The organism is Butyrivibrio proteoclasticus P6B7, from assembly GCF_000622085.1.
Lineage (GTDB): Bacteria > Bacillota > Clostridia > Lachnospirales > Lachnospiraceae > Butyrivibrio > Butyrivibrio proteoclasticus_A.
Genome location: NZ_JHWL01000002.1, coordinates 283,481 through 307,466, shown reverse-complemented (window position 1 = coordinate 307,466; position 23,986 = coordinate 283,481). Strand labels below are relative to the sequence as shown.

At 41.0% G+C, this 23,986-nt stretch carries 23 protein-coding genes; 22 read left to right on the top strand and 1 reads right to left on the bottom strand.

All coding sequences use genetic code 11. From position 1 onward, the window contains the following. The first annotated feature begins 27 nt into the window (after window positions 1–27). The 11 genes from fliE (at window position 28) to T541_RS21795 (ending at window position 13,509) form a co-directional block, all read left to right on the top strand. Complete coding sequence (gene fliE / locus T541_RS0102995) at window positions 28–372, top strand: flagellar hook-basal body complex protein FliE (protein ID WP_026651292.1); 345 nt, start codon at window positions 28–30, stop codon at window positions 370–372. A 67-nt stretch (window positions 373–439) separates the two neighbouring features. Then, complete coding sequence (gene fliF, locus T541_RS0102990; RefSeq protein WP_026651291.1) at window positions 440–2,062, top strand: flagellar basal-body MS-ring/collar protein FliF; 1,623 nt, start codon at window positions 440–442, stop codon at window positions 2,060–2,062. A gap of 42 nt (window positions 2,063–2,104) precedes the next feature. Then, the gene (gene fliG / locus T541_RS0102985) at window positions 2,105–3,139 is read left to right on the top strand and encodes a flagellar motor switch protein FliG (protein WP_026651290.1); all 1,035 of its coding nucleotides are present in this window, start codon (window positions 2,105–2,107) and stop codon (window positions 3,137–3,139) included. Beyond that, window positions 3,132–4,010 (top strand): FliH/SctL family protein, encoded by an 879-nt coding sequence (locus T541_RS0102980; RefSeq protein WP_026651289.1) that lies wholly within the window; start codon window positions 3,132–3,134, stop codon window positions 4,008–4,010. The genes fliG and T541_RS0102980 overlap by 8 nt, the downstream gene beginning before the upstream one ends. A gap of 36 nt (window positions 4,011–4,046) precedes the next feature. Next, on the top strand, window positions 4,047–5,384 hold the full coding sequence (gene fliI, locus T541_RS0102975; protein WP_334291892.1) for a flagellar protein export ATPase FliI: 1,338 nt from the start codon (window positions 4,047–4,049) through the stop codon (window positions 5,382–5,384). An 11-nt stretch (window positions 5,385–5,395) separates the two neighbouring features. Further along, window positions 5,396–5,863 (top strand): flagellar export protein FliJ, encoded by a 468-nt coding sequence (locus T541_RS0102970; RefSeq protein WP_026651287.1) that lies wholly within the window; start codon window positions 5,396–5,398, stop codon window positions 5,861–5,863. Window positions 5,864–5,877: 14 nt separating this feature from the next. Further along, window positions 5,878–6,801: a hypothetical protein gene (locus tag T541_RS18640; RefSeq protein ID WP_051538055.1), complete on the top strand. Its 924-nt coding sequence runs from the start codon at window positions 5,878–5,880 to the stop codon at window positions 6,799–6,801. Window positions 6,802–7,088: 287 nt separating this feature from the next. Continuing rightward, entirely contained in the window at window positions 7,089–8,567 is a 1,479-nt protein-coding gene (locus T541_RS0102960; RefSeq protein ID WP_026651286.1) for a flagellar hook-length control protein FliK, read from the top strand. A 74-nt stretch (window positions 8,568–8,641) separates the two neighbouring features. Further along, complete coding sequence (locus T541_RS20500; protein ID WP_051538054.1) at window positions 8,642–9,340, top strand: flagellar hook capping FlgD N-terminal domain-containing protein; 699 nt, start codon at window positions 8,642–8,644, stop codon at window positions 9,338–9,340. Between the two features lie 54 nt (window positions 9,341–9,394). Next, entirely contained in the window at window positions 9,395–9,820 is a 426-nt protein-coding gene (locus T541_RS0102950; protein ID WP_026651285.1) for a TIGR02530 family flagellar biosynthesis protein, read from the top strand. A gap of 182 nt (window positions 9,821–10,002) precedes the next feature. Next, window positions 10,003–13,509, top strand: coding sequence for a flagellar hook-basal body complex protein (locus T541_RS21795; RefSeq protein ID WP_026651284.1), 3,507 nt, complete (start codon window positions 10,003–10,005; stop codon window positions 13,507–13,509). A 75-nt stretch (window positions 13,510–13,584) separates the two neighbouring features. On the opposite strand, the gene T541_RS0102940 is transcribed toward T541_RS21795, so the two are convergent. Then, the gene (locus T541_RS0102940) at window positions 13,585–14,739 is read right to left on the bottom strand and encodes a glycosyl hydrolase family 8 (RefSeq protein ID WP_026651283.1); all 1,155 of its coding nucleotides are present in this window, start codon (window positions 14,737–14,739) and stop codon (window positions 13,585–13,587) included. An 872-nt stretch (window positions 14,740–15,611) separates the two neighbouring features. Between T541_RS0102940 and T541_RS21025 the strand changes: the two genes are divergently transcribed. The 11 genes from T541_RS21025 (at window position 15,612) to flhB (ending at window position 23,949) form a co-directional block, all read left to right on the top strand. Beyond that, a complete protein-coding gene (locus T541_RS21025) occupies window positions 15,612–15,785 on the top strand; it encodes a flagellar FlbD family protein (protein ID WP_081779830.1) in 174 nt (57 codons plus the stop codon). A gap of 161 nt (window positions 15,786–15,946) precedes the next feature. After that, the gene (locus T541_RS0102930; RefSeq protein WP_026651281.1) at window positions 15,947–16,750 is read left to right on the top strand and encodes a motility protein A; all 804 of its coding nucleotides are present in this window, start codon (window positions 15,947–15,949) and stop codon (window positions 16,748–16,750) included. Next, complete coding sequence (locus T541_RS0102925) at window positions 16,750–17,583, top strand: OmpA/MotB family protein (RefSeq protein ID WP_026651280.1); 834 nt, start codon at window positions 16,750–16,752, stop codon at window positions 17,581–17,583. The genes T541_RS0102930 and T541_RS0102925 overlap by 1 nt, the downstream gene beginning before the upstream one ends. 20 nt (window positions 17,584–17,603) lie before the next feature. Continuing rightward, on the top strand, window positions 17,604–18,143 hold the full coding sequence (locus T541_RS0102920; RefSeq protein WP_026651279.1) for a flagellar basal body-associated FliL family protein: 540 nt from the start codon (window positions 17,604–17,606) through the stop codon (window positions 18,141–18,143). Window positions 18,144–18,194: 51 nt separating this feature from the next. After that, a complete protein-coding gene (gene fliM, locus T541_RS0102915) occupies window positions 18,195–19,181 on the top strand; it encodes a flagellar motor switch protein FliM (RefSeq protein ID WP_026651278.1) in 987 nt (328 codons plus the stop codon). A gap of 1 nt (window position 19,182) precedes the next feature. Then, window positions 19,183–20,433 (top strand): flagellar motor switch phosphatase FliY, encoded by a 1,251-nt coding sequence (gene fliY, locus T541_RS0102910; RefSeq protein WP_026651277.1) that lies wholly within the window; start codon window positions 19,183–19,185, stop codon window positions 20,431–20,433. A gap of 18 nt (window positions 20,434–20,451) precedes the next feature. After that, window positions 20,452–20,790: a flagellar biosynthetic protein FliO gene (locus tag T541_RS0102905; RefSeq protein WP_026651276.1), complete on the top strand. Its 339-nt coding sequence runs from the start codon at window positions 20,452–20,454 to the stop codon at window positions 20,788–20,790. Continuing rightward, window positions 20,790–21,731 carry a flagellar type III secretion system pore protein FliP gene (gene fliP / locus T541_RS0102900; protein WP_242840742.1) on the top strand — a complete coding sequence of 314 codons (942 nt, stop codon included), beginning with the start codon at window positions 20,790–20,792 and terminating at the stop codon, window positions 21,729–21,731. The genes T541_RS0102905 and fliP overlap by 1 nt, the downstream gene beginning before the upstream one ends. Before the next feature lie 21 nt (window positions 21,732–21,752). Further along, window positions 21,753–22,025: a flagellar biosynthesis protein FliQ gene (gene fliQ / locus T541_RS0102895; RefSeq protein ID WP_026651274.1), complete on the top strand. Its 273-nt coding sequence runs from the start codon at window positions 21,753–21,755 to the stop codon at window positions 22,023–22,025. Window positions 22,026–22,034: 9 nt separating this feature from the next. Beyond that, a complete protein-coding gene (locus T541_RS0102890) occupies window positions 22,035–22,820 on the top strand; it encodes a flagellar biosynthetic protein FliR (RefSeq protein WP_026651273.1) in 786 nt (261 codons plus the stop codon). Continuing rightward, complete coding sequence (flhB, locus tag T541_RS0102885; protein WP_034465771.1) at window positions 22,795–23,949, top strand: flagellar biosynthesis protein FlhB; 1,155 nt, start codon at window positions 22,795–22,797, stop codon at window positions 23,947–23,949. Before T541_RS0102890 ends, flhB begins: the two co-directional genes overlap by 26 nt. The last annotated feature ends 37 nt before the right edge of the window (window positions 23,950–23,986 follow it).

Here is a 23,986-nt window from a genome sequence, read left to right as displayed (position 1 = left end):
TGATTAGTTTAGTATGGAGGGTGATAAATGGCTTCTCTTGATATTTCACAATTACGATTAGTTTCATCAGGGGTTATAAAAGAGGCAGAGCGTAAGAATAGCACTGTCTTTAACGTGCTTGGAGACCAGTCTCCTGGCAATGACGAATCCTTCAAGATGATCTTTGGAAAAGCAGTAGAGAATATTAACACTACAAACGCATATCTGTCAGATGCAGAAAATGAAGAGATCAAATGGGCCTTGGGAGAGACCGATAACACTCATGATCTTTCTGTAGCACTTCAAAAGGCACAGACAGCTCTTCAGTATACAGTTGCAGTAAGAGATAGGGCTCTTGCAGCATATAGGGAAATTATACAGATGCAGATCTGATAAGTGTGTTTTTAAATAGTTCTTTTCACAAGATTAGGGATTTTCTTATTATGGGGAGGGAGAATATATGCCTGAGAAATTAAGAGCTTTGTGGCAGAAAGTTCTCGACTGGTGGAATCAGTTCACAGCTAAGCAGAAGACTTTGATAGTCGGTGCTTTTGGTGTGGTTCTAATTACCATCATCATTTTGGTTACAGTTTTGAACCAGCCTCAGTATATTCTATTGGCTAACGCCAATTCTACTAAGGAAGCTTCAGAGATCAAGGAGCTTCTTGATTCTAGTTCCATAAATTACAAAATGTCTGATGACGGATTGGAATTTAAGGTCCTTAAAAAGGACCAGGCAAATGCCAATCTGCTTCTTGGTGCCAACGACATTCAGTCCTATGCCTACAGTATTGATAATGTCACAGATGGCAGCTTTTCAACAACAGAATCGGATAAGCAAAAGAAATACGTCCTATATCTGGAGAGTCGGCTAGAGCAGGATTTCCTTGGCATGTTTGATGATATCAAGAGTGCCAGGGTTGAGCTTCATATTCCTGATAATGACGGAACTCTTATTGGCAATAAGGAATCAGCCAAGGCAAGTATCGTACTTCAGCTGGCTGAGGGAGCTACCTTTAATGAAGATAATGCAGCTTTCCTTGCTAAGGCTGTTGCAGTAGCTATCGGTAATGAGAATACCGATAATATCGTAATTCTTGATAATAAGGGAAATCTTCTTTTCTCAGGAAGCGAAGAGACCACCACATCAGGAATAGCTGGTACTCAGCTTACAGTTAAGGCTAAGGCTGAGCAGCTGGTAAAGAGTGAGGTAAAAAAGGTCCTTCTTGGAACCAAGCTCTACGATGATATTGAGGTTGCTAGTAATCTTGTTCTTGATTTCTCCAACAAGGAGACAGTTAAGCACAATTACACACCTGCTGAAGATCAGACCCAGGGTGTTCTAAGTCATGAAGATGTCTACAATGCAGAGAATACAAACGGTATCAGCGGAATACCTGGAACAGATACAAACGCTGATGACGAGACTACATATGTAACACAGGATACACAGAATTCCTCATCTACGATTACTGAGGAATCAAGAGATTATCTTCCTAACGAGGAGATCACAACAGAGACCAATCAGCCTGGCAGAATCAAATACGATGAGTCCTCCATATCAGTTACAGCTATCAATTACATTGTAATGAGGGAAGAGGATTACAAGCCTGCTGATAATGAGAATAAGACATGGGATGAATACAAAGCAGCAAATACTGATCCAGTTAAGCTTGATGTTCCTGAGGAAGTTATAAATGTAGTATCTAAGGCTACAGGTATCAATCAGGAAAATGTAGCAGTGGCTGCCTATTCCGAATATATCTTTTTTGACAAAACAGGATCCAATATCACACTTACTGATATCTTACAGATACTTCTTATCCTTGTAATTCTTGGACTTCTTGCATTCATCATCGTTAGAAGCATGTGGACCAAGAAGAAGGTTGAGGAAGAAGAGGTTGAGGCAGAGCCACTTTCTGTTGAGTCTCTTCTTGAATCCCAGCCTGAAGAGGTTGTTCTTGAAGATATTGAGATGGATACCGGATCTGAAACTAAGAGGCTTATTGAGAAGTTCGTTGATGAGAATCCGGAAGCAGCTGCAACGCTTCTTAGAAACTGGCTCAATGAAGACTACGGTTAATACTATTTAGATAAGACAAGATTTTTTGCGGGGGAAAAAGATATGGATGTTGAAACAACTGCCGAAAATTCCTTAACCGCGGGATTTACAGGTACACAAAAGGCCGCAATCCTTCTGATTGCATTGGGCCCAGAAAAATCATCAGCTATATTCAAACATCTTAAGGATGAAGAAATAGAGGAGCTTACCTTGGAGATTGCTAACACCAGAAGTGTTACCTCTCAGATCAAGGAAGCTGTTCTAGAGGAGTTCTATGGCGTTCTTCTTGCTCAGCAGTACATCGCAGAAGGTGGTATCAACTACGCTAAAGAGCTTCTTGAAAAAGCCCTTGGTGAAGATAAAGCTCTTGATGTTATCAGTAAGCTTACTGCATCCTTGCAGGTTAAGCCCTTTGAGTTTATCCGTAAGACTGAGCCTTCTCAGATCCTTACCTTCATTCAGGACGAGCATCCACAGACTATCGCACTTATTTTGTCCTATATGTCACCGTCACAAAGTGCCCTTATTCTTTCAGCAATTCCACCAGACAGACAGGCGGATGTTGCTAAGCGTATCGCAGCCATGGACCGTACAAGTCCTGACACCATAAAGGAAGTAGAAAAAGTGTTAGAATCAAAGCTTTCATCTCTTGTAAACCAGGATTATACAATCGTTGGTGGTGTAGATGCAGTTGTAGAAATCCTCAATACAGTAGATCGTGCAACAGAGAAGCACATCATGGAGACTCTGGAAATCGAAGAGCCAGAGCTTGCCGACGAGATCAGAAAGAAGATGTTCGTATTCGAGGACGTTCTTCTACTGGACGACCGTTCTATCCAGAGAGTGCTGCGTGAGGTTGAGAACTCTGACCTTGCTCTTGCATGTAAGGGAGCTACCGAAAACGTTGTTAATGCTATCTTTAACAACCTGTCAAAGCGTCTGGCTGCCATGATCAAGGAAGATATGGACTTCATGGGACCTGTACGTATGAAGGATGTTGAGGAAGCTCAGCAGAAGATTGTAAATGTAATCCGTAAGCTTGAAGATTCTGGTGAAATTGTAATCTCCAGAGGTGGAGGTGATGAGCTAGTTGTCTAATCTTTTCAAAGCAGGATTCGTAAGCTTCGATGATACAGATGCTCGAATCATAGATAATAACGAATTATCTGAAAAAAAAATAGAAGCTTTTCAGGAACTTGAAATGAAGCGAATGAGAGCACAGGCTCCTTCTGAAGAGGGCGACATGGAAGGCGGTAACCTGGATGATGAGTTCGTTCCGGGCATCGACATGGAACAGTTGTCGCAGCTTACTGAGGATCAGAGTATGCTGGGCTCTTTTCCTGACCCTCAATTTGACATGGAAGCTATGCAGGCTGAAATGGATCTTAAGCTTCAGCAGGCTCAGGAACAGGCTGACATGATCATTCAGCAGGCCCAGGAAGAAGCTGACAGAGTAAGAGCTGAAGCCATGGAACAGGGCCGTAATGAAGGCTATGATGCGGGCTATCAGGAAGGCGTTCAGGCTGCTGAGGCCTTAAAGGCCGATTTTGAATCTCAAAAAGAGGACCTGGAAAAGCAGTATCAGCAGATTGTTGATGAGCTTGAACCAGAGATGGTTGATGTGCTTACCCAGATCTATGAGCATGTATTTAATATTGATCTCAGGGAAGATAAGGGAATCATTCTTCATCTTCTTAAGAGTACCTTATCAAGGATAGAGCCAGGAAATGACCTGATTGTTCATGTTTCATCTGATGACTACGACGAAGTAATTGAGGCAAAGGATTCACTAGATGCCTGCATTACATCACCAAATACCACGATGGAGATCATTGAGGATCCTCTGTTAAAAGAGAATGAGTGCATGATCGAATCAGATTCAGGCGTATTTGACTGTAGCCTTGGTGTTGAATTATCAGAGATTTCAAGAAAGCTTAAGCTTTTATCCTTCGATAGAAAAAAGAGATAATCAGGCGGTATTTGTATGCTTACATATTCTATTGATATGCAAAAATACAAAAAGATGCAAAGTGCACCATTTTACCGGACAAGAGGTAAGGTGGTGAACGTAATTGGGCTTACCATCGAGTCTGCAGGACCAGATGCTAAGCTTGGCGACATATGTCTGATTTATCCTAAGAAAAAAGATAACGAGGTTGAAACCTCAAAGGTAGTTAGACCAGCCATGGCAGAGGTTGTAGGCTTTAAAGATAATCACGTACAGCTGATGCCCTATGAAAATACCAGTGGAATAGGAAATGGAAGCATTGTTGAAAACACCGATTCACCTCTTCGCGTAAATGTAGGCGAGGGACTTCTTGGTAAAACCTTAGATGGCCTTGGAAGAATCGATGGTACAAGCTTTGGTAAGGGCTTTGTTCTTGAAGGCGGCGTTGCCTACTCAGTAGAGAATCAGCCACCGGATCCTATGACAAGAGATCCTATTTCAGATGTTCTTTCCCTTGGCGTAAAGGCTGTTGATGGTCTCCTTACAGTTGGTAAGGGCCAGAGAATTGGCATATTTGCCGGTTCCGGTGTTGGTAAGTCCACCCTCCTTGGTATGTTCGCAAGGAACACCCAAGCGGATATAAATGTAATTGCTCTTATTGGAGAGCGTGGAAGGGAAGTACGAGAGTTCATAGAACGTGACCTTGGTGAAGAGGGTATGAAAAGATCTATCGTGGTCTGCGCAACCTCTGATAAACCGGCACTTGAAAGACTTAAAGCTGCCAAGACCGCCACATCTATTGCTGAGTATTTTAGAGATAAGGGAAAAGACGTACTTCTTATGATGGACTCCCTTACCCGTTTCTCTATGGCACAAAGAGAAATCGGACTTGCCAGTGGCGAGCCTCCTGTATCTCGAGGGTATCCTCCATCAGTTTACGCAGAGATGCCTAAGCTCCTTGAAAGAGCTGGAAGATCCAAGAAAGGCTCCATCACAGGTCTTTATACAGTCCTTGTTGATGGTGATGATATGAATGAGCCCATTACCGATACCGCCAGAGGTATCCTGGATGGACATATAGTACTTAACAGAAAGCTTGCGCAAAAGAACCATTATCCTGCCATCGATGTTCTTGCCAGCATTTCAAGATGTATGTCAGCAATCGCAGATCCAGAGCATAAAAGAGCTGCAGGAAAGCTTAAAAATGTTCTTGCAACCTATAATGATGCAGAGGATCTGATCAACATCGGTGCCTATAGAATGGGCGCCAACAAAAATATTGACTATGCCGTATCCAAGATAGAAGCTGTAAACGAGTTTCTGACTCAGGAGACAGACGAGAAGTTTACCTTTGAAGAAATCAGAGACCAGCTCCTTTCAATGTTTAGTGATTAGTATGGTGTTGTATGGCAAGATTTGTCTATAGGATGCAAAATATCCTGAATCTTAAGCAGAAGACTGAAGGCCAGATCAAAATGGAATTTGCTGCAGCTTCATCGGAGCTTAACAAACAGCTGGATATTTTGGAGGATTATTTTAATAGAAAAGATCAGTACCTGCTTGAGGCAGAGGAACTTAGAAATGAGTCCAAGCTTAAAGTTCAGGACATTCTTGATAATCAGTATGCCACAGCCCAGATAGACGTTATGATCAAGAACCAGGCTATGGTTGTTAAAAAGTGCGAATCTGATCTTGAAAAGGTCAGAGTCAGACTTACAAAAGCTATTCAGGAACGCAAGATGCAGGAAACACTGCGGGATCGGGCTTATGCCGAGTACTTGGAAGAGGAAAAGCAGGAAGAAGCAAAGGAAAACGATCAGCGAACCAGCTTTACTTACGGGCAAAGGCAACGCGAAGAAGAAAATGCTAAATAAAACCGGAGGATGCAATGGCTGATACTAACAATACTTCAATTGAAGATCCTAAAGCTGCCAAGGCCAAATTAAAGGCCGACAAAAAGGAATTTCAAAAGAAATTAAAGGAGCAGCGTAAAGAGCAGAAGGAAAAAGCTCAGGAATTTGCCGACAGAAATGCCGAGATTAATGGCGACAATGCTGGCGGTATGGCTACTATTGTCATTACCCTGTTGATTATTCTTATCTGGCTTGCTATCATGGCTCTTTTGGTTAAACTGGATGTTGGAGGCTTTGGCTCTGATATTCTGGCGCCACTTCTTAGGGATATTCCTTATGTGAGCTTTATTCTTCCTGAGGGAAACAGATCCACTGTGGATGTGGCTGTAGATTATAGCTCGGCAGATGGGTCTGGTATAACAACCCTCGAAGATGCTACTGCTTATATTAAACAGTTAGAGCAGGAACTGGCAGATGAAAAGACTTTAAACAGTACTTACGCGGCCACCATAGATAAGCTGGAGCAAGAGGTTGCAAGACTTGAGCCTTTTGAACAGGAACAGAAGCAGTTCTACGAAGATAAGGCTAAGTTCTATGAAGAGATTGTTTATGGAAATAATGCTCCAGATGCTTCAGAATATGCAGCATATTACGAGATGATCGATCCTGATGCTGCAGCAGAGCTTTATAAGCAGGTAATTGCGGATCAGTATGATGACGCTGCCATCAAGGCTTTTGCTGCTACCTATTCAGGTATGAAGGCTAAGAAGGCTGCAGCTATCTTTGATGAGATGGTTAACGAGAATCAGATAAGCCTTGTAGCAAGGATTCTTGCTCAGATGTCCATCGAAAACCGCGCAGATATCCTGGCGGTAATGACAGAGGCTAACGCAGCTAAGCTTACTCAGCTCCTTGAACCTGATGCTTTGGAAAAAGAGTCCACACAGGTAACAGGATAACGTAACCAAACACTGTTAAATATAAAAAGAAAAAGTGCGACGACCTTGGAGTGCATATGAAATGTGCTTTGGGGTCGTCTTTTATTGCCCGTAATATCAAATTTAATAAAAGATTTAGAAAATAATTTCCCCATCCACTAAATCTATTTCCCCCGTCCACCGATATAGTAACTGAAGTAGTATAGGTATGTTTATGTTCATATGCTGGATGAACCCAAACACCTGTCTACATCACCCAAACAACTAAATATAGCTTACAAACTTTCAATATCGGAAGGAGGAATTTGATGAGCAGTGCAACAAATGTTGTAGGGATACTTCCTTACATGACACAGAGCGCTGCAGCCACAAATGTTTCCTCTACTACTGGGCAGAACAACAAGAATCAGGCTCAGGTTAGTTTCGACAACGTTCTTATCAAGGTAACTGATACCGTTGTTAAGACAACCAAAACTGAAGTGAAGATCACTACAAATAAAGCCCAGGTTAGTTCTAAGGATGATACTAAAGCGGATGATGTAAATGCTAAGGCTACAACAAAAGCCGATGTAAATGCAAATACAAAGGCTGATAACAAAGTATCTGATAATAATCAGCAGGCTAAGCCAACAGACAAAGAATCCGCAGTAGAGACAAAAGAAACAACCGGCATGGAAGCTAATGACAAGCTGCAGGAATCCATTACAGAGGATGCTAAGACGCTGGTAAATGAGCTTATAGAAATGCTTGATATTGATGAGGAAGATCTACTTGATGCTATGGAAATCCTTGGACTTTCAATCATAGATCTTTTAAACACAGATAACATTCAGCAGATCGTAGCTCTTACATCAGGTCAGGAAAAGGCGCTTGATCTTATAACAGACTCAGAACTTTATACTTCATTGCAGGACCTCTTAGAGGGTGCAGATAGTATGAGAAGTCAACTTATGAATGAGTATGACTTATCTGAGGAAGACCTGGATCAGGTAATAACCCAGGAATCTAAGAACTTTTCTGAATTATTAAATGGAGAAAACACAGAGGATATTGAAACTCCTATTGTAACTCCAAAGGCTGCAGAGGAGCAGGTGAAGGTGGAAGAGCCCAAGGTGGTTATTGAAACTGAGGAACCTACCGAAGCAGTAACGATCAAAGCACCCGAGCATTCAAACAACGAACACAAACAGAATAACACAAACAAAGATACTTCAAATGGAAGTGATCCAAGCCAGGCTCTGTTTAATCAGATAGTTGATAACATTGCAGAAGCTACCCAGGCAGTCACAAGATCTGACTCCTTTAGCTACACTGACAGAGCACAGATGGAGAATATCATCAGGCAGATCACAGAGAAGATCACAATTCTCAATACCGAAACCCAGACATCCATGGAGCTTCAGCTTCATCCCGCAAGTCTTGGTAACGTAAATGTTCTTCTCACTTCATCCAAGGACGGCATCGTTGCTAAGTTTACAGCTCAGAACGAGATCGTAAAAGAAGCAGTAGAAAGCCAGATGGTACAGCTTCAGCAGAAGTTTAGCGAACAGGGCATTAAGGTAACCTCCATTGAAGTAACAATTGCATCCCACGCATTTGAGCAGAACCTACAGCAGGATGATCCAAATCAGAAGGCACAGGAACAGATGGGAAGACAAAAGAAATCCATCAGAAGGATCAACCTCTCTGAACTGGAAGAAATTCCAGAAGAAGAGCTTGAAGATGAAGACAGACTGGCAGCTCAGATGATGGCAATGAACGGAAACACAGTAGATTACAGTGCTTAACTTCTCCTTATAAGTTTTATTTATTCCTGGTGCTTATGGAGAACATAGGCACCAGGGAAAGAAAGAGGTCAATTATGGCAGATGTTAGTTCAGTAAATGCAATCATTAAAAACGGCGAAGTCGTTAACAGTAAATCCAAAGAGACTCAGGAACTTGAAAAGACCAAGCAGGCCACACCTACTGGTTATGACAAGGATTCGTTTCTTCAGATTTTGGTTGCTCAGATGAAATATCAGGATCCATTGGAGCCAACATCTAACACAGAGTACATCTCACAGTACGCTACCTTCACTCAGGTTGAGCAGCTCAATAACATGGCTAATTCAATGGCTCTTTCAAGAGCATCTGAGATGGTTGGTAAGACAGTTACCATCACCCAGACCAATGCTGAGAACGGCACAACTTCTCAGGTTCAGGGCGTTGTAGATTTCGTAACCTACAGCGGCAACAAGGCATACCTTAATATCAACGGCACTAACTACAGTATCGATGATGTTACTGAGGTTCTTGATACTAATTACACAAGCGCTCTTGAAGTTGTAAACGACTTCCAGAAGGCTATTGATAAGCTTCCTAACCTTGAGGCTATTTCAGATGAAGAGCACGGCAGCCAGATCGACACTATGTACACTTACTACATGACTCTCATGGATGACAAGGCTAAGAACCTCATGGATAAGGATTATGTAACATCACTTCTTCAGTACGTTAACAGAATCGATGCCATCAGAGGTGATGAGTTCAGAACACTTAAATCAGACGACGAGCTCTGATAACTGTTAAAAGAGCTATCTCATAAAAATACTAGGGAAAGGAGGTAAGCCAATATGACTTTTGATGATCGTCAGTTCTTTTCCATTGGACAGGTTCAGGATCAGTATCTAAATCCTAATGTGCAAAAGCCAGGAAAAAAGCCGCAGTCTATTCCGACTGGGGAGAATTCTTTTGCCCAGATACTAAATAAAGTTAAAGAAACTGTCGATAATAATAGTAGTACAGAGAACTTAAAGTTTTCTAAGCATGCTGTAAACAGACTTAATGACAGGAATATCGCACTTACAGCTGACCAGATGGACAGACTTAGTAAGGGCACAGCAGAAGCTCAGGAAAAGGGAATAAAGGATTCACTTATTCTCATTGACCAGCTTGCATTTATCGTAAATATTCCTAACAACACAGTAGTTACAGCCATGGATCAGACAGAAAACAAGAGTAATGTATTTACAAACATAGACGGTGCAGTGATAGCATGATTGGACCGAAGTGGCCAGATGGCCATCAGGAGATCTTAATTACCCGACCGACTGAGGGTAATTCGTAAAGCTTCCCACTTGCATTCGTCCAAAATCTATAGTTTGTTTTTGTGATATGAGGAATACCAGCAGTTCTGATTATGCAAAAGCATTGTTTTTCGTAGGATGGAGGACTTTGCCCTATGATGAGATCACTTTATTCTGGTGTTGCTGGTCTTAAGACTCACCAGACAAAGATGGACGTTATTGGTAACAATATTGCCAACGTTAATACAACTTCTTTTAAATCACAGTCAATTACTTTCTCAGATCTTATGTATCAGACCACACAGACAGCATCTGGTGCCACAGAGACCCGTGGTGGTGTAAATGCTCGTCAGATCGGTCTTGGTGCTAAGTCAGGCGCTATCAATACAGCAATCGAAGGCCAGGGCGCAACTCAGACAACAAATAACCCATTTGATATCATGATCACTGGTAAGTCATTCTTCGTTGTTAACAGTGGTGCAGAACAGCTCTATACAAGAGATGGTTCTTTCTACGTTGACGGCGCAGGAAACCTTGCAATGCAGTCAAATGGTTACTTCGTAATGGGCTGGGTAGCTCAGGAAGATAGAGAAACTGGTGAGATCACAATTAACAAAGGTGAGCTTTCACAGCTACAGATCATGAGCGCAGCTAACAGCACATATTCACCTGCTTCTACAACAGCAGCTCTTTTTAGCGGAAATATCGATGATAATGATTCAAACGTACAGTCTGACGATGGTAAGACAATAACTCTTGAGTTCTATGACAACAAGGGATACTTATATACAGGAAAATTCGTACTTAAGGATACTGGAACAGATCATCTTTTCTCACTTTCACTTACAGATATCATCGACTCTAAGGGTAATTCACTTGGAGAAGAGATGCTTAAGAGTGTTAGATTTGGAACAACAGAAGAGGCCATAACAACCAAGACTTACTCAAAAGCAGGAAATTATGAGTTTGAGGCTAATTCAACAGGCGATCTTATTTCCATCAATGCTCCTGCTGGAGATACCAAGTATTCAGGAATAAAGAATAATGCTAGTGCAAAAAGCAACCCTCTCTCAGACTTAATGAGTACAAGTTCATCAAAATCTGCTGGTGTTCTAAATAATGTATACATGGTGGATAAGGAAGCAGAGGCTGATTACGGAAAGAATGCGTATTATACAATAAATGCTACTGGAGATGCTACCACAAACCCTAATTATGGTGAAATCACAATTACACATCAGGTTAAGGATGTTGAAAATGCTTCTTATGCAACTGATAAGATTTCATCATTTGCAGCTAGAGGAAAGACAAATTACTTTGTAAATGAGAAAACTCTTGAAGCATATAGGATTCCAGCTGGTTCTGATTCATGTGATAAGCTTACGGCTGATTATCTTTCAACAGTATTTGGAATTTCAGATTCAAAGTATTTATCATCTGATTATAAGTACTATTACAGCAAAGGAGATTCAGAAAACAGTCCTTCACTTACAATCAAGAAAAATATCGCAATGTCAGGCACTACTGCTGTAACTAACTACTACAATTCATCTACCAGTACATATTCTGCTTTGCAAAGTTACCTTAATGATTTTGTAGATAATAATGAGCAGACATTAGGATTAGCAATTAATGAATGGCTTGAGGTAGCTGATAAAGGCCATGATGAGGCTCACATTTTCTATGAGTATAACGAGTCCAGTAAAGTGGTAAAAATTTATACGCAAGAACTTGAGAGTAAATCTCTGCAATTAGGTGTAGAGATAGATAATGAAACTAAAGCAGTAAGATCAGCCCTTATTGAAAGATTTGAAACAAAATTTCCTGATCGCTCTAATGCATTAACATCTTCAGACTTGACAAGCGTTAGAAACGATTTAGAAATTGAGCAAACTAGAGCCCAAAATGCAGTAGATGCTTTTGATGCTATTGTAGAAGATGAAAGATTACAGGGATTACTAAATACATTAAAAGATGAAATTGCAGCATCCATAAGCGCTGGAAGTGCATCAACTAATTTTGTACAGGCCTTAAATAATATAAATAGTGCTGGATATACTGATATATATAACGCAATAATTGCTCTAGCAACAGATGCTACAGATCCTACAACTGTTAATTTTACTGATACTACAACACTTTCAGGAATTGTTACTGATATAGAAATAGAAATAACAGAATTAGATGATGATATAGATCAGCAAGAGACTATAACAAGTGGATATTCAGATAAAGCTACTGCCCAGATGATGTATAACACAGCGACTAAAGAAATTGCAGCAGTAGATAAATTGAAGGTATTGTTTGATGATAAAGTAACAGAAATTGAAGCTCTTGATAATTTTGATCCTGATTCTACTGAAGCTATAACATTCTCAATTTATAATATAACTGGATCAGATGGTATGACTATAACTTATCCAGGAATGGATTATGGAGAGAAAACTCTTTGGGACAAAACATATAGTCTTAAAACTGAAGTAAAAGGCAATCTTAATTCTAATTATGAGATTCCTTCATCTCAGCCATCATATATTTTTAGCACAAGAGTTAACGGAAGTGCTCACGATTACAACAAGGCATATGCATTAAATTCCCTTAAAGGTTCGTGGGATACAGAAGATGACAATCCATATTTAAGTCTCCTTAGAGATGCCTATTTCTATTCAGAATCTGGTGTTGAAGAAGCTTTAAATAAGATTGATTCTAATGTTGTTGAAACCGTTAATTTTGAATTTACTAAGGATGGTAAGTTATCAATATCTCACGACGAAACAGACGATCCAATCGCAATGAGTAGCGAATATGGTATGGTTGTAGGAAGCGATGGAACAATTAGTTATACAACAAAGAGAGTTTATAACGATGTTTCTAGCACCGGTAATATTGATGACCTTAAAGAGACATCCAAGTCTGATACAGCAGGTCTTCTTAAAAAGATCTATGGTATTACAGACGAAGAAGCAGATGCTTTTGGTACAGATGGAACCTACAAACTTGAATCAAATGGAACATTAAGCCTTATTCTTGGCGAGCGTTCAATTCAGCTTAAATTTAAGCCTGAAAATGGTGCTCTTGAATTAGCTGATGGTGATTCAACTGGCAAGGTTACAATGAAGTTCAATCAGAATACTGAAGGCTTTGAAGCATTCGGTTTCCAGGCATCCTCAGCTAATCCTGATGAAGCTGATAAGGCAGGAGATGTTTACTTCGACTTCTCAACAATTACTAACTACAACACAAACGGTTCTTCAACAATTAAGGCTAACAAGGGTGATATCCAGTCTCTTAACACAGGACGTGCAGTTGGTGAGATGAACGGTGTTTCCATCAGTACAGATGGACAGATCTATGCAACATATTCTAATGGTCAGACTAAGCTTCTTGGTCAGATCGCTACAGCAGAATTTGCTAATGCATCAGGTCTTTCAAAGGAAGGAGATAACCTCTACTCACAGACTCTTAACTCTGGAGAAGCAACAATTCAGGCTATCGATACAGATGGTGGCTACATGAACACTGGTGTACTTGAAATGTCTAACGTAGATCTTTCATCACAGTTCACAGAAATGATCACAACACAGCGTGGTTTCCAGGCTAACAGCCGTATCATCACAGTATCTGATACACTTCTTGAAGAACTTACAAACCTTAAGAGATAATTAAACTTATAGAGCCCCGTTCACTTAGATGTGAGCGGGGCTTTTTTCATGCATTCTTTTTATGTGGCTGAATTATCAGTAAATCCTATAATTTCCAGAAAGAGCAAGAACTGCAAATACATAGAGGCAATTGTCATAGTAACGACGAACACCTTTGCGGAGTGGCTGATTCCAGAACCAATTAAGCCATTTCTTAGCCTCAGCAAAATCACTGTTTTCGTCATCGCTATAAGGGATAGCGAGGGTGCTCTGGGCGATTGTGGCTAATAGGCCAACCGGGTGAAGTACACAGCGCTCATTTGGAGTACCATCTACCTGGTACTCACAACGGGCAGCCTCAAGATCTGTTCCAAAGAACTTCATAATCTTAAGTGGGGCAGAGAAGTGGCCTGCATCTACTCCGAACCACTCAGCATCAAGGCCGATATTGGCAGCTGTTCTATAGGCGTCACTAAAGAAATTACCAAAATATCCCCATGGAAGTTCCTTGTCTAAAGGAGTTCCGTCGAAGTTAGCATACTCAGAACAAAGCCCAGTATTAGGATGGCAAGCTTTTGCAAGATATTCACGGCTTACTTTAGCAGCCTCTTTAAAAAATTCTCTATCTTCCTCATAAGCCCAGAGAGCAAATAGCTCATAGAAGTGTGGGAGATGATAGGAAGGATCAGTAAATAGACTTCCTGGAACGAACAGAATCTGGTGGTTATCTCTATTAAACATAGGATCACCAGCCCTTCCGTTTTCACCTTTATGTATCATGGAATGAAGTAGCTCTTTTGCATGAAGGCTGTACTCAAATATGCCTAAACCGTCGCCCCATCTGTGAGAAGCAAAGAAGAGAGCCATCGCAAAGAACTCCTCTCCATCTGGAGCAGGGCCGTAGGCGTTCTTGGTTCCATCAGTCTGACAGGACCAGGCAAAATAGCCCTCATTCTCACCATCGTTCATGTACATGTTGGTCATGGCCCATTTCCAGATACGGTCAAATTCTTCCTGCATGTCCATCTGAACACACATCATCATGCCGTAGCTCATACCTTCGGTTCTGGCGTCGTTATTACCTGTATCTGTAAGATATCCCATGCCATCTGGTGTGGCAGTGTAGATCTTTTCCTCCTCATCATAGAAGAAAGTATCTATAGTAGTCTTTATTTTATTCTGGATTTCTTCATCAGTTTTACCGATTTCCTTAAACACGTTTCTGTAGGTCTTTGTCTCAAATGCACTCATGTGTTTTCTCCTTACGGTTATATTCTTTTGATATCATCTCAGAAAACATATTTTTGTATCTCCTTTATTCTTGCTATCTACTTATGGATTTATGCTATTTATATTTATGTGATAAAGATAAAGAAATATGATTAACACATCCTGAATTAGTATTGATAACAAATTGGGATATGTGGTTTCGTTTTATAGAACTGATCATTACAAAATTGCGATAAAAAACACATCCTGATTTTATGTATTTATTGATAAAGGATGTGTTTAACTATGTAAAGAACATTTAAATACTAATTTTCAAACATTTATACATCCTAAACAAGCGGATTTAATCATTCAGGATGTGTTTGGAGCAAAATAAGATAATAATAACAGTAGTCGACTCAGAATCGACTCAAAATCGTCTTCAGTAATCACACTTAGAAAAACATAAACAAAAATCCCAACATTCAAGCTAAATTCTAGCATCAGACTATCACAATACCGTATATCCACAAGCGTTTAACCACATCTCCAACCATAAACTCTTATGGTTACAGACTTTTTAGAAAAAAATAATGGAAAATGTACGAAAAAGTGATACAATAAATTATATACCACAATATGTTGTGCTTATTTACGGGCATAACAACTACAAAAATCAGCAAGTCTTCATGGATGAAGGGGCGGGGGATCTATTGATAATTAATTCCAGAAAATCCCATATATACTGAAATATAAGTTCATTTGTGTATAATTTGTGAACGGATTATGGAGCTTTTTCTATCAAAAAGTGGTAAAATAGTGATATACAGAAATAAAGTTTCAAAAATGTACGTAATTTAATGAAATTCTCAATTTTACGTTTCTCTATTATCGGTAGCGAGGGGGCTATTTGTATGGCGAAGCAGCTTGTAGAATTTACTAAGCTAGATACAAAGAAGATACTGATAAATCCTAACCTGATTGAGACTGTGGAGGCTACTCCTGACACAGTCATTATCCTGAACACAGGCCGCAAACTCCTTGTTAAAGAAAGCATTTCCGAGATACTGGACAAGATCAGTGATTGATAGTAACAGCAAAGAAATGCAAAAGAGCATTAAGTATTAACCAATTTCATAGTTAGTAATGTTTATCAAACATTATATATATAGACACGATGATCACTACTAGATAACTAATATTCATACCATAAACAACAATAAATCTTTCATATGAAGGGGGAAATGTTGTGGATATTGCGTCATTACTTGGTGTATTGTTATGTTTCGTATTCATGATCCTGAGTATCGTATTCGGTGCTGGTATCACGGGTGTTAAATACTTCGTGGATGCGCCTTCAGCGATGATCACTTTCGGTGGAGCGTTCATGGCGGTTTTGGCTTCAAGAAGTATGCCCAGCTTCATCAGCGGACTTAAGTCCTATACGCTGATCTTCAAGATGCCTGCGGACGATACTAAAGGAACCATAAAAAAGATAATTGACCTTTCCAATACAGCGCGTAAGGAAGGTCTTCTTGCATTGGAAGAGGCGGCAGGAAGCCTTGAAGATGCATTTATGAAAAAGGGCGTTATGCTTATCGTCGATGGTACTGAGCCAGAACTTGTTAAAAGTATCCTGGAGGCCGAGATCGATGCCATGGCAGAGCGCCACAAAGACAACTACTCATTCTTCGGTGATGTAGCCGGAATGGGACCTTCCTGGGGTATGATCGGTACCCTTCTTGGTCTGGTACTTATGCTTCAGAACATGTCAGACCCATCTTCAATCGGACCATCCATGGCCGTTGCCCTCATTACAACATTCTATGGATCAGTTCTTGCTAACTGGTTCTGTTATCCCGCTGAAAACAAATTAAAAGCAAGAAGTAATGCTGAATATATGTCAAAAAGTATTGTTATTGAAGGTCTGCTTTCTATACAGGCCGGAGAGAACCCAAGGGTTACAGAAGAAAAGCTGAAGTCATTCCTGTCACCAGCTGACAGATCTGCATATGAAGCAGAGAATGGCACAGGCGATGGAGGCGGAGAATAATGGCAAAGAAACCAGAAGAGATAAAACCTGGCCTACCTGCCTGGCAGGGTACATTCGGAGACCTGATGAATCTGCTTCTTTGCTTCTTCGTTTTGCTTTTCTCAATGGCTACCATGGACGCAGCCAAGTTCGAGGAGGTTGCAGCATCCTTTAGTTCAGCCTTTGGTATTTTCTCAGGTGGTGAGATGGCTATCGGTCAGGGAGCTCTCATAGGAGATGGTGTATCTCAATTGTCAGAGCTTTCCAGCTACGTTACATCAATGGGTCTTGCCCAGACCGGCGCCGATTCTGATACAGATCAGACGGAAGTTGGAGATATGGAACAGCAGGAACTGATGGAAGCCGCGGAGGAGGAACAGCTAGAAGCCTCAGCAGAGCTTGCAGAAGCCATAGAACAAGCCCTGGAAGAAAACGAGATTGATCAGGAAGTAGATGTTAACTACACAAGTCAATATGTACAGCTTACTATTCAGGGTTCCATCCTTTTTGATTCCGGTAAGGTTGATCTTAAAGAGGATGCACTTCCTGTAATAGATAAAGTAGGACAGATCCTTGAAACCTACGCTGGTGGCACCATAGAAATTGAAGGACATACCGATAACATTCCTATGGGTGGCAACGGCAAGTATTCCAACAACGATGAGCTTAGCTCAGGAAGAGCTTTATCAGTATTTTATTATTTGATAGAAAATACTACACTTGATCCTTCCAATTTGATACATACAGGTAGAGGAGAATATGCTCCAATAGCTGATAATTCGACGGATGAAGGAAGAGCAAGAAACAGACGTGTAGAAATTAAGATCTACAATCCACTTAGTGGCAACTATTAAATAGGAGGAGACCACCAACTATGAAAAAGAATCTATTGTCGATTATCATCTTAGCTCTTTTGATCGTAAATCTGGTAATGACCGGATTCATGATGATGAGCGTAATGACGACTAATTCTCAGACAGCCAAGATCATAGCAGATATAGCCGCAGCCCTTGAGCTTGAAGCCAATGGCGGACAGACTGGAGGCTTTAACGGATCATCAGGAGGCAATGTTGGTGTAGCTAATATTGCAACCTTCGGCTTTACAGGAGATGAGAAGCTTACAATCACCACAAAGCCTGGTAACGATAACAAATCACACTACATGGTTGTAGAAGTAGTATTCTCTATGAACACAGCCAGTGGTGATTATGCAACCTATGGAACAAGTGAATCTCTTGAATCCATGAAGGATCTTATTAAGTCCAAGATAAACGACGTACTTTCATCCTACTCAATGGAAGAGCTTCAGGCTGATTCTTCAACAGCAAAAGAGGCAATTCTTGAAGCAGTTCAGGAACTGTACGGATCCAACTTTATCTACGACGTAACCTTCAGTAGTATGTTGTTCCAGTAATACCAATGATTTTTGCAGATCAGATTACACCTTTAAGAGAGGAGATCCATTTTGAGTGAAGTACTATCCCAAAGCGAAATAGATAGTCTGCTCTCGGCCCTTAGTACTGGTGAGTTAGATGTAAATGAAATGCAAGCCGCGGACGAAAAGAAGGTCAAAGATTACGACTTTAAACGTCCGGCCAAGTTCTCCAAAGAGCATCTTCGTACACTGGAGATGATCTATGAGCACTATGGAAGACTTCTTTCAACTACCTTGCCACTTTATCTAAGAAAGAATGTAACGGTTTCGGTTGCTAACTCTGAGACAGTTACATATTCCGAGTTTAGTAATGCTCTGTCGAACCCTGTTATTCTGGGAGTTATCAATTTTCTTCCACTTCAGGGAACGATTATTTTGGAGCTGCAGGCAAATATTGGTTTCTCCTTTATTGACAGAATGCTTGGAGGTGAGGGAGAGACCTTAGATAAACCAAGGCCTTTCACAGATATCGAGATGCCGCTTATTGAAAAGCTTGTAACTATATGTATGCAGCTTATGGTTGAGCCCTGGCAGAACGTTGTAGCCATCAATCCTGTTATGGAAAGAATCGAGACAAACCCACAGTTTGCTCAGGTTATTTCTCCAACAGATATGATTGCCATTGTTACACTTAACATCAAGATAGGCGAGACAGAAGGTCTTATGAACGTGTGTCTTCCATATTTCACCTTAGAGAGTGTTATGGATAAGCTGAACACCAAGTTCTGGTTCTCCACAATGCAGAAGAACAACGAGGAAGACTACGAAGACACTCTGGAAACAATGGTTAAGCATGTAGATGTTCCTGTTAAGGCTATCCTTGGCAAATGTAATGTTTCGGTTCTTGATTTCGTTCATTTGCAGGCTGGAGACATCATAAGACTAGATAACCGGGTAAATACAGACATGCAGGTGTATGTAGGTAACCTAAAGAAGTTTACAGCACTACCCGGAACTGCCAAAGACAAATATGCTGTGAGAATCACATCAGTTATTAGAGAGGAGGAAGAGCAATAGCATGGATGGAATGTTATCCCAGGATGAAATTAATGCTTTGCTGGCTGGAATGGATAATTCTGGCGGTGGCGATGCACCGGCCGATGTCCCTGCTGATGCAGGAGGAGATGCAGCCGAGGCGCCCGCTGAAGCAGCTGCTGCTACACCACCTGTAGGAGGTGGCGCTATTGACGAATCACTTCTTACTGATGCAGAGAAGGATGCTATTGGTGAAGTAGCAAATATTAGTATGGGATCATCAGCTACAACGCTGTATTCCCTTGTTAATCAGAAGGTTAATATCACAACTCCTCAGGTTGAGCTTGCTAACTGGGAGAACGTGATAAATAACTATGAGAGACCTTGCGTATTTATCCAGATCAAATACACAGTAGGTCTTGATGGAACTAATATCCTTATCCTTAAGGAGCACGACGTAATGGTTATCACTGACCTTATGATGGGCGGTGATGGAACCAATACAGATGGTGAAATCGGAGAACTTCAGCTGTCAGCTATTTCCGAGGCCATGAACCAGATGATGGGTGCAGCTGCAACTTCTCTCTCTACCATGATCAATCAGAAGGTAGATATCAGCCCGCCACAGGCTACCCTTTTGGATATGATCAATGACGATCCATCAGATATCGCTGAATTCCTGACAGGAACCTTCGTTAAGATTTCCTTTAAGATGCAAGTTGGAGAACTTGTGGATTCAACGCTTATGCAGTTGTATCCTGTAGACTTCGCCAAGACTCTTAAGGATACCGTTATTACGGGCGACGAGGGTGGCGGCGCACAAGCGGCTCCAGAACCAGCTCCTGCACCTGCAGCAGCACCTGCTCCGGATGCTGGCGCAGCAGCAGCTCCACCTCCAATGCAGCAGATGGATCCAAATATGATGGCTCAGGGTATGCCACAGATGGGAATGCCTCAGATGGGCATGCCAATGATGCAGATGGCTCCTCAGATGATGAATATGAATATTCAGCCAGCCCAGTTCCAGACCTTCTCAGGCGGTACAACCATTATGGCAGGCGGCGAGAATATCGGTATCATCAAGGACGTTCCTTTGGAAGTTACCGTAGAGCTTGGACGTACAGCTAAGCCTATTTCAGATATTCTTGATTTTGCTCCAGGTACCATCATTGAGCTTGATAAGGTGGCCGGCGAACCGGTAGACGTTCTGGTAAACGGTAAGTTTGTAGCCAAGGGTGAAGTAGTAGTTATCGAAGAAAGTTTTGGTGTACGTGTAACAGAAATCGTTCAGTAAAGAAAAAACGGGGACTACATGGGGATAGATTCATACTTACAACTTGTTTCAGTACTTATCATATTTGTACTGGTTCTTTTAGCAACATACTATGTGTCTAAATGGATTGCTAACTATCAAAGGGGGACAGTTAGTAGCGGAAATATAGAGCTCATTGAGACCTGTAGGATTTCCACTACTAACTATGTTCAGATAGTAAGAGTTGGACAAAAGTACATTGCAATAGCTGTTTCCAAGGACAGTATCACCAATCTGGGAGAGGTGTCAAAAGAGGATCTCGTTTTCAAGGATGAAGAAGCTAAAACAGTAACCTTTAAAGAAATCTTCGAGAAAATTAAAAGCGAGAAAAAGAAATAATGAAATTATTATGGGGAAGGGATAAACAAAAGTCCATAAAGAGGGAGATGAGAAGAGGCGCTAAAAGAGCTGTCCTTTCTATTTTCCTTGTTTTCTTTTTATCTTTTTCAATTCCTATTGTTTCTCATGCTACGGCCACAGTTGTAGAGGATAATACTCCAACTGATCCAACTACGGATACGGATTCCAACCTTACAGGAACTACGGATGACAGGACCAACATCAATCCGCCTGGTTCTTCGGAGGATCCCGATGACCTTAAAGAGCTTAATATCGCCAACACTGTGACTGTTACTTACGATAATGGTAATGGCAGTCTTAATGGAGCACTAAGGATTCTCATAACCCTTACGCTTATTTCTCTTGCGCCAATTTTACTTATAATGATGACTTCTTTTACCAGAATCATCGTGGCGCTTCATTTCACACGTGTTGCCATAGGAACCCAAACATCACCTCCAAACCTGGTGTTGATTGGGCTTGCTTTGTTTATGACCCTCTTTATTATGCAGCCCACCATGACAGAAGCCTACAACGAGGCAGTGGTGCCTTTTGAAGACGGTCAGATGGATCAGGACGAATTCTTTACAGCTGCCATGAAACCCTTTAGGCAGTTCATGTACGGCCAGACCCAGACTAAAGACGTTATTCTCTTTATGCAGATCGACGGCCTTGAGTGGGATGGGGAGCTTGAGAGTATTCCAAATGTTGTATTGATCCCTAGTTTTATTGTTAGTGAGCTTCGAACAGCCTTTATTATTGGCTTTTTGATATATGTTCCATTCATTGTTATCGATATGGTAGTAGCTTCGGTACTTATGAGTATGGGTATGATGATGCTGCCGCCTACCACCATTTCCATGCCGTTTAAGATTCTTCTTTTCGTTCTTGCAGATGGTTGGAGCCTAATTATTGGTAACCTTGTTAAGTCGTTCTATTAGTTAGAAAGGGGGAACGAGTTAATGATTACTATCTCTGACATCAATATCATAATCAGTCAGGCTCTGTTTTTGATAATCAAGATGTCCTTGCCGGTTCTTTTAACTTCAATGATCATCGGTCTTGTGGTTTCAATTTTCCAGACCGTTACATCAATCCAGGAGCAGACCCTAACCTTTGTTCCAAAGGTTATCGGTGTGTTCGTTATGATCATGCTTATTGGTAACTGGATGCTTACAGAACTTTCAGGCTATATCACAAGTCTTTGGTCGGACTTCTCACAGTACGTCCGATAGGGAAAGCTTATGCTGAACTACACGTTTGATTATGGGGATCTGGAGATTTTTCTCCTTATATTTGTAAGGGTTACAGCCTTTATATTTGTATGTCCCTTCTTTGGAGGAAGACAGAGCCCGAACCTGCTTAAAATTGGATTTTCGCTTCTTTTGACAGTTCTTTTGTATGGGGCAGTGCCTTTCTACCCGCCGGATTATAACACCATCGTCGGTTATACAGTGATCGTGTTAAAAGAGGTTGTGGCTGGATTCCTGATAGGTTATTCCGTTCAGTTATGTCAGCTGATTGCTAACTTTGCCGGAACCATAGCGGATATGCAGATTGGACTATCCATGGTCAATCTGTTTGACCCAAATACTAACGAGCAGGTAACAATTACAGGAACCCTTTATTCTCAGGTTCTTACAATGATGCTGATCATTACCGGAATGTATCAGTTCATACTGATGGCTTTGGTGGATTCCTTTACATTGATCCCGCTAAACGGTATTGCGATACATCCAGACAGAATGCTTAATGCAGCAGTTAATTTCCTAAGAGATTACATAGTTATCGGATTCAGAATCTGCCTTCCGATATTCATAATCACCTTTATCGCCAACGTAATCCTGGGAATTCTGGCTAAGGTATCACCACAGATGAACATGTTCTCTGTAGGTATTCAGATCAAGATCATCATTGGTCTTTGCATAATGTTTATGACAGTAACAATGCTTACTGACGCTACTAACTTTATTTTTATAAATATGAAGGAGCTGATGCAGGATTTTGTTTACAGTATGCAAAGCGGCTGATAATAGCTTGTTAAAAGAACTAATTCCATATAATCTGCAGTTCTTTGCCGAGGATGCAAACGGTGCTGAAAAGACCGAAGAGCCTACCGCCAAAAAGCTTTCGGATGCAAGAAAAGAAGGTCAGGTTGCAAAGAGCCAGGAAATATCTACGGCCTTTTCGTTATTAGCTCTTTTCATCATCATATGGATCACCTATGGCTATATGGGCCAGAACTTTATGGGGGTCTTTAACAGGGTCTACGAAAGTATTCCTGAAGTGGCAAGAACTTACAACGGTTTTATACCTATTGCAACAATTGAGTCCATACTTAAAAACGCCATACTTACTATGTTTTTGCTGTGTGCTCCTTATTTTGCAGTAGGATTTATAGTTTGCTTTATCTGTAATTTCGTTCAGGTTGGCTTTAAACCCACAAGTAAGCCCCTGATGCCTAAGCTCAGTAAGATTAATCCTATTCCTGGTTTTAAGAAGATCATTTCAGCCAGAAAGGTATTTGATCTTTTAAAGTCCATATTAAAGCTTCTTGTTATGGGCGTTGTGATTATTTCCTTCTTCAAAGGCAGGAAGGAATCCATATTTCTTTTGTATGATATCCCGCTTAAGTCCGCCATTGGACTTATGGGAAGCCTTATCATTCAGCTGGGCCTACGTATTGCCATAGCTTACATGATAATCGCCTTTATAGATCTCATCTATCAAAGACGTAAGTTCAAAAAAGATATGATGATGACCAAGCAGGAAGTTAAGGATGAGTACAAGAACTCTGAAGGAGATCCTGCAGTTAAGGGTCAGCAACGTAAGCGTATGATGCAGGCTTCGCAGCGTCGTATGATGCAGCAGCTCCCACAGGCAGATGTGGTTATCACGAACCCTACTCACTATGCAGTTGCTATTAAGTACGATGCAGAAGAGTACGATGCTCCGGTGGTAGTTGCAAAAGGCGAAGATTATCTGGCTCAGAAGATCAAAGAGGTTGCCAGAGAAAATGGCGTAGAAATAGTAGAGAACAAGCCTCTTGCCAGAATGCTCTATGCAAATGTTGAAGTTGGCGAAATGGTTCCTCCAGAATTATACAAGGCTGTTGCTGAAGTTCTGGCCTATGTATATCACCTGCAGGGCAAAGTATAAGTAATAGGTAACACGATACTTTAGGAAAGGGGGACAA